Here is a 12888-nt window from a genome sequence, read left to right as displayed (position 1 = left end):
GGGGATTCAGGGCCTTTGCAGGGCGTCCTCGGCACCGTACCCGGTGGGCAGGACGGGAGCCGCCGAGCCCGCTACTCCCTTGATGCCCTCCAGCAGGTGCTTGCCCATCAGCGCGTCCGCGGGCAGCGGGATCGGGTAGTCGCCGTCGAAGCACGCGCTGCACAGCCGCGTCTTCGGCTGCTCCGTCGCCGCGATCAACTGCTCCAGCGACACGTAGCCGAGCGAGTCCGCGCCGACCGACCGGCGGATGCCGTCCAGGTCCAGCCCGTTCGCGACCAGCTCCGCGCGGGAGGCGAAGTCGATGCCGTAGAAGCACGGCCACTTGACCGGCGGCGACGCGATCCGCACGTGCACCTCGAGGGCGCCCGCTTCGCGCAGCATCCGCACCAGCGCGCGCTGCGTGTTGCCGCGCACGATCGAGTCGTCCACGACCACCAGCCGCTTGCCGCGGATCACGTCGCGCAGCGGGTTCAGCTTCAGCCGGATGCCGAGCTGGCGGATCGTCTGCGACGGCTGGATGAACGTCCGCCCGACGTACGCGTTCTTGACCAGGCCAGACCCGTACGGGATGCCCGACGCCTGCGCGTACCCGATGGCCGCGGGCGTGCCCGACTCCGGCACCGGGATGACCAGGTCGGCCTCGGTCGGGTGCTCCGCGGCCAGCCTGCGGCCGATCTCCACGCGGGTGGCGTGCACGCCGCGCCCGGAGATCGTCGTGTCCGGCCGCGCCAGGTACACGTACTCGAAGATGCAGCCCTTGGGTTCCGGCGTCGCGAACCGCGTCGACCGCAGCCCGTTCTCGTCGATGGCGATCAGCTCGCCCGGCTCGACCTCGCGCACGAACGACGCGCCGACGATGTCCAGCGCCGCCGTCTCGCTCGCCGCGACCCAGCCGCGTTCGAGGCGCCCCAGCACCAGCGGCCGCACACCGTGCGGGTCGCGGGCCGCGTACAGCGTGTTCTCGTCGGAGAACGTCAGGCAGAAGGCGCCCCTCAACGTCGGCAGCAGCTCCAGCGCGGCCTGCTCGATGCCGATGTCGGCGGCCGTCGCGGCCAGCAGCCCGCACACCAGGTCCGAGTCCGTCGTCGCGCCGTTGCGCGACGTGATCCCCAGCTTCTGCGCCCGCTCCAGCAGTTCGGCGGTGTTCACCAGGTTGCCGTTGTGGCCGAGCGAGAGCCCGCTGCCCGCGGCCGTCGTGCGGAACGTCGGCTGCGCGTTCTCCCACGTCGTCGACCCGGTCGTCGAGTACCGGCAGTGCCCGACCGCCACGTGGCCCTTCAACGACTGGAGGACCTGCTCGTCGAACACCTGGCTGACCAGCCCGAGGTCCTTGAAGACCACGACCTGGCTGCCGTCGCCCACCGAGATGCCCGCGGCCTCCTGGCCGCGGTGCTGGAGGGCGTAAAGACCGTAGTAGGTGAGCTTGGCGACGTCCTCGCCAGGAGCCCACACACCGAAAACACCGCACTCTTCGCGCGGGTCGGAATCGAGTGTGTCCTCGAATGGGGTGGTTGTGCGGCCGGCGTCTGACTGGTCGGTGACCACCGAGTGCTCCCTAGCGACGATGTCGGTCGGCACCACGAGTGTACGGCGAACATCGGGTGAACCCACCCCATCCAACCCCGCCTGACGTGATGAAACGCACCCTCAAGCCCGCTTGCACGGCCCGATGGTGGTCCTGGTGTTGCCGCCGTCGAGGTTGTCCTTGTCGTGCTGCTTTACCTGGCAGAGCACGACGTCACCGGGCTTGATGTCGGCCGGGAACTGGTCGGGCTTGGCGGTGCCGCTGGAGATCAGTTCGATCCCCGTGGGCTTGTCCCCTTCCACGTCGAGCACCACGAGGGGTCCGCTGGTGATCTCCCCGATCTCCCGGACCTTGAAGCGCACCTCACCGCTCCACTCCTGCGCGCACCCCGTGAGCAGCAGGAGGAACGGGAGCAGCAGGACCAGCTTCCTCATCGGTCCATCCTCACGGCTCGCAGCACCGCTTCGTCGCCGACCGACTTGAGCGGCAGACGACCCCACAGCCCGTAGTGGATGAGCTGCGCCTCGCCGTCGACCTCGACGTCGGCGACCTCGCCGGGAGCGGCCGCGCGGACCTCGGGCACTTCACCGGGGGTCAGCCGGACGTGCCAGGACTCCGGCACGTCCGTGCAGCGCACGACCACCGTGCCGGTCACCCTCAGCGGGACGTCGGTCGTGTACTTCGCGGCCAGCAGCGTGCCGAGTGCCTCGTCGACGCCGTCGGCGGCGAAGTCCGCGTCACCGGTCACGAGCTGCCGCAACGCGGCTTGCGCGTCCCACCGCCGCAGGTCGAGTTCGTGGGCGATCCGGCGGTGCCAGACCCACGCCAGGTCGGGAGCCGCGGGCGAGAACGTCCAGGTGGGCCGGTTGCCGGGCACCAGGGGCAGCACCTCGGCGGCGTCGGCCAACTGGGCGTCCAGGTACTCGATCGGCGACGCTCCGACCGGTGGGGGCGGCGGCTTGAGCTGGACGGTGCTGCCGGTGCGCAGGTATTCGAGGGAGGTCTCCAGGAACCTGGCGACGTGGACCGCCAGTTCGGCGAAGTTCCAGCCGGGGCAGCTCGGGACGTTCGCGGCCGGATCTGCTTCCGCGACCGCCTCGCGGAACATCGTCGACTGGTCGAGGAAGACCTCGGTCCACCGCTGCGTGGTCCATCCTGCTGGCACGTGCTGCCTCCTGGTTCGATTCTTCTTGGTCATCGTGCCGGAACCGGTCGCGCTCCGGGTGCGTCGCAGTGCAAGCGGTTGGAGTCACGAAGGGTGGGAAATCGTGTTCGGTGTGCAACCGGAGGCGTTGCGGAACGCTTCCAAGGGCTTCCACGACGGAGCGGACGCCGCCGCGGACGGCGCCGAACTCATCTCCATGCTCAGCCTTGACGCGGGGGCGCTCGGCGAGGTTCCGGCGGCGGCCGAGTTCGCGGACGCCTTGGCCAGGTTCACCGGTCAGCAGTCCGACGACCTGCGGCGCGGCTCGGCCTGGTACCGCGACGCGGGCGAGGGGCTGACCCAGAACGCCGACACCTACGAACGCACCGACGACGACTCGCACCAGAGCTTCCGCAAGATCGGTGGAGCGCAGTGATCGACCCCGAGGTCCTCTACGGCCAGCTCGCCTCAGGTGACGCCGGGCGGATCGCCGCCGCAGGCGACCCGATCAGCGGCGCCATCAGCGCGGTCGGCCGCGCACGCGACTCGGTGAACTCCGGCGGCTCCACCGCCAAGTCCGGCTGGACCGGCCAGGCCTCGGACAAGTTCGGCGCCCGCGCGGAGCTGTCGACGAAGTCCGCGACGGTGGCGACGGAACGCCTCGGTGTCGGGGTCGACGTCGTGCAGGCCGCGTCTCGGGCCTACTCCCAGATGCGCGGGAGCGCGGACCAGGCCATCGCCGTGTGGCGGAGCCGCTCACCGCTGATGGACGCGCAGCAAACCCTGGAGCTGGCCGAACGGGTCAACTCGTCGCTCACCAACGTCAAGAGCGGGTACGAGCAGGTACTGCGGTCGTACGCGTCGGCGTTGGCGCAGGTGAAGCCCGGTTTCGAGGAGACAGCCAAGGCTGACGCCGGCTGGGCGAAGACCGTCGCGGCGATGCGCACGTCGGCCACCGTGCCAGGTCCCGGCACGGACCCCAAGCAGGTCGCGGCGTGGTGGAAGTCGCTGACCAAGGACCAGCAGGACGAACTCCTGAGGTCGAAGTTCCAGGAACTCGGCCAGTTGCGCGGCCTCCCCTCCGGTGTGCTCGACCAGGCCAACCGCGCGCGGATCACCGACGACGCGCAGCGCTTCGGTGCTGAGCGCGACCGGCTGGACAGCGCGATGGCCGAGCGGGCCGCCGAGTTGGGCATCGACCCCAACACCTCGGACGGCCAGACCGAGCTGCTCAACGACCCGGCGTACGCGTCGCTCATGGAGGAGCGCCAGGTAGCGGCCACCAAGGCGGAGAACGCCGCCGCCGCGCAGCAGAGCGTGGACGACGCCGAGGCGCTCGCCCTGGACAAGGGCTGGCCGAACTCGGATGTCCGCGTGCTGGCCTACGACCCCTACGGCCCTCGGGGCGACGGTGGCATGGCCATCGCGTACGGCGACCCGGACACGGCGAAGAACGTGGCGGTTTGCGTTCCCGGTACCGGGTCGACGCTCGACAGCTTCGGCATCGAGCAGTCGGGGAACCTGCGCGAGCAGATGGGTGCCGACGGCAACGCCACCATCCAGTGGCTCGGCTACGACGCGCCCGGCTGGACGCCTGGTGAGGTCGGCAGCCCGGAGTTGGCCAAGGAGGGCGGGCAGAACCTGGTCGCCGACGTGAACGGCTACCGCGCCGCCGCCGAGGCGGCGGGCAACAACCAGCACCTCACGGTGATCGGCCACTCCTACGGCAGCACCACGGTCGGCTACGCGGGCATGAACGGGTTGGCCGCGGACGACATCGCGTTCGTCGGGTCGCCCGGTGTCGGGGCGTCGAACGTCGACCAGCTCTCCGCCGGTCCTGGTCACGTGTACGCCGGTGCGACCGAGCACGATCCCGTGGTGCAGGGCACCAGTTCCGACTGGTTCACCGCCGACGGTTCGTCAACCGGTCCGTACGACAGCGACTTCGGGGCGAAGGTGTTCGGCACGCCCGATTCGACGAGCCTCCTCGGGGCGCACTCGAACTACTACGACAAGGGCAGCGAGTCCGTCGCCAACCTGGCCAAGATCGCCACCGGTGACGGTGCGTCCGTCACATCGCAGAAGTGGTACGACAGCCCGGTCGGGCCGTCGTTGCCCGGTTCGAACCTGCCCGGTGTGGGCCCCGTGGTCGACCTGATCGGCGACGTCGGCGCCGGTGGCGCGGACCTGGTCGGCGACGTCGTCACGGGCGGCGGTCAGGTGGTCGGGGACCTGTTCTCCGGCAACTGGTCCGACGCCGGGCACGGGGCGGTGAGCACCGGGGCCGAGTTGTTGAACGACGCCGGGGACATCGTGGTCGGCACGGTGGGGAACGTGGCGGAGTTCGGGCGGGACGTCTACGACGGGGCCGCCGGTGCGGTGAAGGCGATCGGGTCGTGGTTCTAGTCGCGGGGTCTGAGCCTGGCGTTCGGGAGTTCCGGGGCCGGTAGGGCCGAGGACCACTCGGTGGGGAAGGTGCCGTACGGGCCTTCCCGCTCCGGGATCTGGGCCTGCCACTCGGCGCGGAAGCGTTCGACCTCGTCGTGGGTGCGGCCGATGAAGTTCCACCACATGACGATGCGCTCGTCCAGCGGTTCGCCGCCCAGCAGCAGGAGCCGGGCCGGGCGGTCGCCCGCGGTGATCGTGAGGGTCGGGGCGCCGGTGGGCAGGTAGAGGAGTTGGGCGTCGGTCACCGGTGCGCCATCCACCTCGACGTCGCCCGCGTCGACGAGGACGCCGTGCTCGAACGCGGGGTCGACGGTCAGGTCCAGCCGGGCGCCAGCGGGGACGTCGAGCTGGGCGCCGAGCAGCGGGGTGCTGGTGGCCACGGGGGACGTCGAGCCCATGAGGCTGCCGAGGAAGACGGTCAGGCGGGTGTCGCCGACCAGGACCGGTCGCGGGACGTGGTGCTCGAAGCGCGGGGCGGTGAAGCGGTCGCGGTCCGGGAGGGCCACCCAGAGCTGGACTCCGTGCAGGAGGTCCGAATCAGGGGTGGCGTGCTCGGAGTGGGCGATGCCGCGGCCCGCGGTCATGAGGTTCATCTCGCCCGCCCGCACGAGTGACGTGGTGCCGACCGTGTCGCGGTGCTCGATGGTGCCCGAGAACAGCCAGGACACGGTCTGCAACCCGGTGTGCGGGTGGCCGGGGACGGCCATGCTCGGCGTCGACGGGCCGTAGTGGTCGACGAAGCACCAGGCGCCGATCAACGACCTGGCGCGCTGCGGCAGCGTCCGGCGGACGGGCTGGGCCCTGGGACCGCCGAGCGGGACCGATCGCGGCAGCAGGAGTTGGGGGGCTGAGCGCGTGGACTCGCAGGGCACGACCTCGGGGCTCGCTTCCGCGTTGCTCATGCCGAGATGGTAGATCGCTAGAAGCGCAGCACGGGGAGCAGCGCGGACAGGTCGGCACGGCTGCCCGACGCGGTGATCCTCGCGTCGGCCAGGCCGTCGGCCCAGGTCAGCCTGCCGGTCGCGAGTTCGAGCCACGTGCGGGGGTCGGTCTCGACGACGTTGGGCGGCGTGCCGCGCGTGTGCCGGGGGCCGGCGACGCACTGCACGGCGGCGAACGGCGGCACGCGCACCTCGACGCTGCGGCCGGGCGCGTCCTGCTCCAGGGTGCGGAGGCTGAGGCGGACGGCGGCGGCGAGCACGGGCCGGTCCGGCTGCTCGGCCGCGCCTTCCAGCCAGGGCAGCACGGCCGCCACCGCGGCGCGCATCTCGTGTGGGTCAACGGTTTTCGACGGCACGCGTCCAGGCTAGTCGGGACGGCGGCGGAGGTCGCGCCTCGTCACGTTTCCCGGCACCGTCCACAACGGACACGTCCGCGCCGGGAGGTGGTTCCGGGCCCGTCGCACTCCTGCGGCACGGGCCCGGAACCTCAGCCCTTCGCGCCGCGCACGGCTTCCGCGAGCAGTTCGTCGAGCTGGAACTTGAGCCTACGCAGGTCGGTGGGGGTGAACGTGCTCCAGGGTTCGGTACCCGGCGAAGCGCGGCGCTGCTGGAGGTAGCGCCCGTCCTCGGTGTCGAAGAACGCGACCACCCGCTCCAAGCGGCAGCGCTTGCCGTACCGGTCGCGGGCCGCGGCGCCGAAGTTCCCCGTGTGCACCAGGTTGGTGAACATCTTCACCAGCGTCTTCGCGTCCTCGTCCCGCACACCGTGGTCGCGGAGCGAGTTCTCCAGGCTCTTGGGCGTGCCGTCGGACTTCTGGACGGCGGCCTCCAGGTCGGCGCTCGGCATGGTCACCGAGTGCCCCGTCCCGGCCGGGTGCTCCGGCAGCGCGGCGATGACCGCGGTCGGCAGACCGGACCCCGCCGCGCGCTGGAACGTGATCCGGTCGCCGGACAGCGTGGCGACCGCGCCCGCGTCGCCGTTCGCGACGGCGAGCACGCGGACGCTCCTGCCGACCCACACCCTGGCGTCCACCTCCAACTGGGGGCGGACGAACATCCTGATCAACTGGTCGAGTTCGGGGTGCAGCCCGATCGGCCGCCCGAGCCCGCGGGACTCCAGCGCGTACCAGACCCGCTGTTCCAGGTCACGGCGTTCGCGCTCGGTCTTGCCGGGTGAGGGCACCTTGATGACGAGCGGCATCGGCCCCAGTCGCAGGTGCTCCCACACGACGTCGAACTCCTCGGTGGAGAGGGATACGGGTTCCCTCTCCACCGGCCCCCCGAAGTACGTCACTGCTGCGGTGTCTCCCCGATCACGGGTGGAGCGACGAGGCGGTCGTCGCCGAACACGTCGTCCGTCTCCACCAGGTAGTCCGCGATCTTGTGCTCGCCGTCCTCTTCGCCGTCGCCCCCACGACCGCCCGCGGCACCGCCGCCGGGACCCTGGCCCGGACGGCCGCCGGGGCCGTTCGCGCCGCCACCGGGACCGAAGCCGCCAGGACCACCGGGACCGCCGGGACGACCGGCGAACTGCCCGCCGGGGCCGTTCGCGCCCGCCATGCCCTGGCCGGGGCCGCCGGGCACGCCGCCGAAGCCGCCGCGCCCACCGGGACCGCCCGAACCGCTGGTGCCACCGGGACCACCGGCGGGACCACCGGGGCCACCCGGACCGCCGGGCCGGAAGCCGCCGGGCTGGACCGGACGACCGCCGGGGCCGACCGGACCGCTGGGCCGGAGCCCACCGGGCGGGACCGGGCCGCCCTTGAACGGCGGCCGGACCGGACCCGCGCCGGGCGGCGGGAAACCACCGGGCGGCGGGGTGCCGGGAGGCGGGGGCGTCGGCTGGACCGGCAGGTTCACCGGCGGCTGCGCGGGCGGAGGCGTCCACGTCGGGTTCGTCGTGCCGCCACCGCCACCACCGGTGAACACCGGCGGCGGGGAGACAGGGGGCGGGCTCGACGGCGGCGGCGCCCACGACGTCGACGTGGTGCCGTCGCCGCCCTTGGGCGTGTACGCCGACGAGTCGGTGCTGCTGTAGTTCGCGCTGGAGCTGTTGTACGAGCCCGCGCCGCCCGGCGGCGGCGTGTCGATCACGACCTGCGGCGGCGGGACGAACTCGCCGAGCGTGTCGCTGTTCCACTCGCTGCTGGACTGGTAGTTGTTCATGACCGTGATGGCCTTCTGCTCAGCGTTGTCCTGAGCGGCTTCCTGGGCCTCGTGGTCCTTCTGCTGGTTGATCACGTGCAGCATGCCGACAGGCCCGGTCAGCGCGCCGAGCACCTTGTCGCCCGTCGACGGCGCCTCGGTGGTCACCATCACCGGCTCGGGCATCTCCTTGCGCGCGTCCGCGATGTAGCCGCCCTGGAGCTGGGCCGAGGCCTTCATCGTGTCCGCGCCCTGGCCCGCGTCGGTCGCCCACGCCGCGAGCGGCGACAGCGCGGCGGTGGCCGCCTCGGCCGAGGCGCCTTCCCAGCTCGCGCCGACCTTGGTCAGCCCGTCCTGGATGGACGTGTCGATCTGGCCCAGCGTCTCCGACAGGGCCTTCCAGCTATCTTCGAGCGGGATGGAAGCGGCAACGCCAGGCCCGCCGTTGATCATGGTGTGCAGTTCTTCGTGGGTGTACCCGCGCCAGCGGTGATCGCCCATGGTCCTTCGCCCCCTCGGGTGCGGTCGTGCGGCTGGCCGGGTCAGGCCGGGTTGATGCGCCCCCAGGACGCGACGTTGTCACCCTCGACCCGACGGTAGGTGGCTTCGATCTGAGTGAGCTGAGTCACAACTCCGCTGAGCTGCTCGCGGTACGCCAGGATCGCGGCGGTCGCGGCGGTGTCCCCGCCCTCGAAGGTGCGGACGTTGAACTTGTCCGCCGTCTCCGCGCTGACCGGATCGAGCGCCCACTGCTTCGCCTTGAGCGAGGCGCGGGTCGCCCTGATCTGGTTGTCGAGCACGGTCAGCGCGTCTTCGAAAACCTTCCGAGCTGCGGGAATGGCCGAGGGTTCGATCTTGAGCCCCTGCTTCGAACCGCTGTACTCAGGGACCGAGGGCTGCGACGAGCCCCCACCACCATCCGCGATGAACACGGCACACCCTCCTCAGTCCTGCACTTACCCCAGTGAGTGCAATTGAGACGACTTTAACTCTGATGCACGGCGCGACGCGACGGTTCCGCTGGTATTCGCGCAGTTCTACTTAAGACACTCGTCACCTGGCGCTGATCGTCTGGATGACCGCGTCGGCGATGTTCGTGGCACGGGCGCAGAGCTCGGCCATCGGCAGCTTCGAGCCGTCGACCTGAACCTCGATCAACTGGCCGTCCGCGACATCCAGACCGACGAAGCAGGCGGGCAGCGCGCCGGGGAACTCGCTGAGGACCGCGGGGAAGCTCCCGACCACCATCGTGGCGGCCTTCCCGGACTCGACGCCCTGGGCGTACATCTCGATGCCCTCGCTCGTGATGACCGCGACGGCGAGGCCGTAGGAGAAGTCGCTCGACCCGATGGAGCACAGGGTCGCCTCGGGGTGGGTCGGGTACGGCAGCCGCCCCGGCTTCCCGGTCAGGTCGAACTGCTGCTTCTGCGCGTCGGTGAGCACGGAGCAGGAGTCCACACCGGTGAGATCGACCTTCTTCGGCCGCTCGACCGACGGCTTCGCGCTGGTCGACGGCTTCGACGTCGCGGACGTGGGCCCGCTCGACCCGGCCGCTCCCGTGGACGCGGTGCCCGAGGTCTTCTGCGAGCAGCCCGCGAGGAGGGCGACGGCGGCGGCGAGTGCCGCGACGCGGTGCCAGTGGCTCATGGGGGCAAGGTAGCGGATCCCGGACCGCGGGCGACGCCGATCCGGGATTCCGCGACGGCCCCGCCGTCCGGGCGACCGCTAGGCCAGGTCTACGACCACCTTCACGTCGTCGGGCTGCCGCTCCATCGCGTCCACGAACCGGTCGAGCGGCACCCGGCGGGTGATCAGGCCGCCGAGCCAGGTGCGGTCGGCGGCGGCAAGCGCGTCGGCCGCCGTGTGCCAGTCGGCGAGGCCCGCGTTGACCGAGCCGACGACGGAGCGGTTGTGCAGCACCAGTTCGTCGAGCACCAGGCGTTCGGCGGGGAACGTCCCGTGGTCGCCGGACAGGCCGGTCAGCACCGTCACCGCGGCGCGGCGCACGGCCTCCCAGACGAGTTCGGCGACGCCGGTGCACTCGATCGCGACGTCCACCTCGGGCACCGTGTCCACAGTGGAGTGGTAGGTCGCGCCCAACCCCCGCACCAGGTCGGGCTTGCGGCCGGACGTGGCCCGGTCGACCACGTGCACGGCCAGTCCGCGCTGCACGGCCAGCATCGCCGCCAGCAGGCCGATCGGGCCCGCGCCGGTGATCAGCACGGTCCTCGGGGTCAGGTGGGCGCGGCGGCAGTTCAACAGCGCCTGGTCCCACGCCTTCGCCACGATGGACGTCGGCTCGGTCAGCACGCCGAGGTCGCCGAGCGTCGGGTCCAGCTTGATCGCGTACTTCGGCGGAACGCTCCACTTCTGCATGCCGTAGCCGTCCAGCTCCTTGATGCCGCGCTCGGTGTACTTCCCGTTCTGGCAGAAGTCCCACGCGTCCACGGCGCACGCGGAGCACGGCACGGTGTCCGGCCGCCGCACTACACCCGCGACGAGGTCACCGGGTGCGAGGTCACCGCCCATCGGCGCGGCCACGACCCGGCCCAGCGACTCGTGGAACAGCACGAACCCGGTCTTGCCCGGCGGCGGCGTGCCGAAGCCGTCGCGCACGATCTCCACGTCGGTCCCGCACATGCCGACCAGCAGGCCCTCGACCCGCACCTCGCCGTCGGCGGGCACGGGCTCGTCCCACTCGACGACCTCGGCCAGTTCCGGCTTGCCCGGCACCACGAACGCGGCCCTCATCGGTCTCCTCCGCCTCGGCGGTCGCGCTCGTCGCGCGTGTGGCCCTGGCCGTACAGCACCGCCGCGCTGTTCACCAGCGCGAGGTGGCTGAACGCCTGCGGGAAGTTCCCGGACATCCGGCCCGTGCGGGCGTCGTACTCCTCGGCGAGCAGACCCACGTCGTTCACCAGTCCCACCAGTCGGTCGAACATCGCCACCGCCTCTTCTCGTTGCCCGGACAGGGCGAGCGCGTCCACGAACCAGAACGAGCAGGCGAGGAACGAACCCTCCTCGCCGCTCAGGCCGTCCACTTCGGACTCACCGGGATCGGTGTCGTACCGGTCGACCAGGTCGCCGTGCTTCAACCCCCGGCGGATCGCCTCGATCGTGCCGAGCACGCGGGGATCGTCGCCGGGCAGGAAGCCGACGGCCGGGATGAGCAGCGTGGCGGCGTCCAGCTCGGTGCCGCCGTAGAACTGGGTGAACGCCCCGATCTCGGCGTTCCACCCCTTCGCCAGCACCTCCGCGCGCACGGCGTCGCGCAGCTCGCGCCACTCCTCCACCGGCCCCGGCAGGTCGTGCTGCTCCACCGCGCGCACGGCCCGGTCGAACGCGACCCACACCATGACCCGCGAGTGGGTGAAGTGCCGGTCCGGACCGCGAACCTCCCACAGGCCCTTGTCCGGCTGGTCCCAGACCTTGCGGAGGTGGCCGATCATGCCGCGCTGCATCGCCCACGACTCGGCGGACTCCGCGATGCCCCGCTCCCGCGCCAGGTGCAGCGCGTCCATCACCTCGCCGTACACGTCGAGCTGGAGCTGCCGGTACGCCGCGTTGCCGATCCGCACCGGTTTCGCGCCCCGGTAGCCGGGCAGCCAGTCGGCCTCCCACTCGACGAGGTGCCGCTCGCCGGACAGGCCGTACATGATCTGGAGGTCGGCCGGGTCACCGGCGACCGCGCGCAGCAGCCAGTGCCGCCACGCCTCCGCCTCCCCGGACCGGCCGAAGTTGTCCAGCGCCAACAGGGTCAGCGTCGCGTCCCGCAGCCAGCAGTAGCGGTAGTCCCAGTTCCGCTCGCCGCCGAACACCTCGGGCAGCGACGTCGTCGGCGCCGCCACGATGCCACCGGTCGGCGCGTACGTGAGGCCCTTCAACGTGATCAGCGACCGCCGCACCACGTCCCCGTGCGGCCCGTGGTACCCGAGGTCGCACGCCCAGTCCTGCCAGAACACCTCGGACCGCCGCACCTCGTCGGCGGGATCCACCTTGGCGGGCGGCGTTTCCGGCGAGTACGAGAACTCCATCACCCACGACAGCACGTCACCTTCGTCCACGGTGAACACGGCCTCGTGCGCCCGTTTCCCCGGCACCCGGTACGGCAGCCGATCCCCGTACAGCGCGACCGCCGACGGACCGGCCACCGCGAACACGCACTCGTCACCACCGCTGGACGACCGCCGCACCCACGGCACCGAATCGCCGTAGGCGAAGCGCACCACCCACTGGAACCGGACCTCCACCGACCCGGTCACCCCTTCGAGCACCCGCACGAGCCGCGTGTCCGCGTCGTCGGCGGTCGCCTCCGGCGGCATCGTGTCCACCAGCCGAACAGTGCCCTCCGCGGTGTCGAACTCCGTCTCCAGCACCAGCGTGTTGTCCCGGTAACGACGCCGCACGGCCGTCACCTCCGCCGTGGGCGCGATCCGCCAGTGCCCGTCGTCCTCGGTGCCGAGCAGCCGGGAGAAGCACGACGGCGAGTCGAAGCGCGGCATGCACAACCAGTCGACCGACCCGTCCCGCCCGACGAGCGCCGCCGTGCGCAGGTCGGACAGCAACGCGTAGTCCTCGATGCGACCGGGTCCCGTGTCATGTGCCACTTGGCGAGGCTAACCGGACCACCGAGCACGGGCCTGGCAGAACACCCCCACCCCGAAGGTGAACCGGCGTAGTTTCGA

The 12888-nt window shown here is 71.5% G+C and carries 13 protein-coding genes; 2 read left to right on the top strand and 11 right to left on the bottom strand.

Features of this window, described 5'->3' with window-relative positions; translation table 11 throughout:
* Positions 1-6: 6 nt before the first annotated feature.
* The 3 genes from purF to NZH93_RS28930 form a co-directional block, all read right to left on the bottom strand.
* Positions 7-1545 carry an amidophosphoribosyltransferase gene (gene purF, locus NZH93_RS28940; RefSeq protein WP_259626387.1) on the bottom strand — a complete coding sequence of 513 codons (1539 nt, stop codon included), beginning with the start codon at positions 1543-1545 and terminating at the stop codon, positions 7-9.
* A 102-nt stretch (positions 1546-1647) separates the two neighbouring features.
* Positions 1648-1959, bottom strand: a complete 312-nt coding sequence (locus NZH93_RS28935; protein ID WP_259626386.1) for a hypothetical protein — start codon at positions 1957-1959, stop codon at positions 1648-1650.
* Positions 1956-2690, bottom strand: a complete 735-nt coding sequence (locus tag NZH93_RS28930; protein ID WP_259626385.1) for a maleylpyruvate isomerase N-terminal domain-containing protein — start codon at positions 2688-2690, stop codon at positions 1956-1958. The genes NZH93_RS28935 and NZH93_RS28930 overlap by 4 nt, the downstream gene beginning before the upstream one ends.
* Before the next feature lie 103 nt (positions 2691-2793).
* Between NZH93_RS28930 and NZH93_RS28925 the strand changes: the two genes are divergently transcribed.
* Both NZH93_RS28925 and NZH93_RS50850 read left to right on the top strand, forming a co-directional pair.
* Entirely contained in the window at positions 2794-3105 is a 312-nt protein-coding gene (locus NZH93_RS28925; RefSeq protein WP_259626384.1) for a DUF2563 family protein, read from the top strand.
* A complete protein-coding gene (locus NZH93_RS50850; protein WP_259626383.1) occupies positions 3102-5075 on the top strand; it encodes an alpha/beta hydrolase in 1974 nt (657 codons plus the stop codon). The genes NZH93_RS28925 and NZH93_RS50850 overlap by 4 nt, the downstream gene beginning before the upstream one ends.
* Here the strand turns inward: NZH93_RS50850 and NZH93_RS28915 are convergent.
* From NZH93_RS28915 to NZH93_RS28880, 8 genes are all read right to left on the bottom strand, one after another.
* Positions 5072-6019, bottom strand: a complete 948-nt coding sequence (locus NZH93_RS28915) for a pirin family protein (protein WP_259626382.1) — start codon at positions 6017-6019, stop codon at positions 5072-5074. The genes NZH93_RS50850 and NZH93_RS28915 overlap by 4 nt on opposite strands.
* Positions 6020-6036: 17 nt before the next feature.
* Positions 6037-6384, bottom strand: coding sequence for a sterol carrier family protein (locus NZH93_RS28910; RefSeq protein WP_276024292.1), 348 nt, complete (start codon positions 6382-6384; stop codon positions 6037-6039).
* Positions 6385-6545: 161 nt separating this feature from the next.
* Positions 6546-7352, bottom strand: a complete 807-nt coding sequence (locus tag NZH93_RS28905; protein ID WP_259626380.1) for an ESX secretion-associated protein EspG — start codon at positions 7350-7352, stop codon at positions 6546-6548.
* A complete protein-coding gene (locus tag NZH93_RS28900; protein WP_259626379.1) occupies positions 7349-8704 on the bottom strand; it encodes a PPE domain-containing protein in 1356 nt (451 codons plus the stop codon). The genes NZH93_RS28905 and NZH93_RS28900 overlap by 4 nt, the downstream gene beginning before the upstream one ends.
* Before the next feature lie 41 nt (positions 8705-8745).
* Positions 8746-9135: a transcriptional regulator gene (locus NZH93_RS28895; protein WP_259626378.1), complete on the bottom strand. Its 390-nt coding sequence runs from the start codon at positions 9133-9135 to the stop codon at positions 8746-8748.
* Between the two features lie 121 nt (positions 9136-9256).
* Positions 9257-9850 carry a DUF3558 domain-containing protein gene (locus NZH93_RS28890; RefSeq protein ID WP_259626377.1) on the bottom strand — a complete coding sequence of 198 codons (594 nt, stop codon included), beginning with the start codon at positions 9848-9850 and terminating at the stop codon, positions 9257-9259.
* Between the two features lie 78 nt (positions 9851-9928).
* On the bottom strand, positions 9929-10954 hold the full coding sequence (locus tag NZH93_RS28885) for a glucose 1-dehydrogenase (protein ID WP_259626376.1): 1026 nt from the start codon (positions 10952-10954) through the stop codon (positions 9929-9931).
* A complete protein-coding gene (locus tag NZH93_RS28880; RefSeq protein ID WP_259626375.1) occupies positions 10951-12810 on the bottom strand; it encodes a glycoside hydrolase family 15 protein in 1860 nt (619 codons plus the stop codon). The genes NZH93_RS28885 and NZH93_RS28880 overlap by 4 nt, the downstream gene beginning before the upstream one ends.
* Between the last annotated feature and the right edge of the window lie 78 nt (positions 12811-12888).

The sequence above is a fragment of the Umezawaea endophytica genome, from assembly GCF_025061645.1.
In the GTDB taxonomy this organism is placed as follows: Bacteria; Actinomycetota; Actinomycetes; order Mycobacteriales; family Pseudonocardiaceae; genus Umezawaea; species Umezawaea endophytica.
The sequence above is the reverse complement of the archived record's forward strand: the minus strand, read 5'-3'. Positions and strand labels throughout refer to the sequence as shown.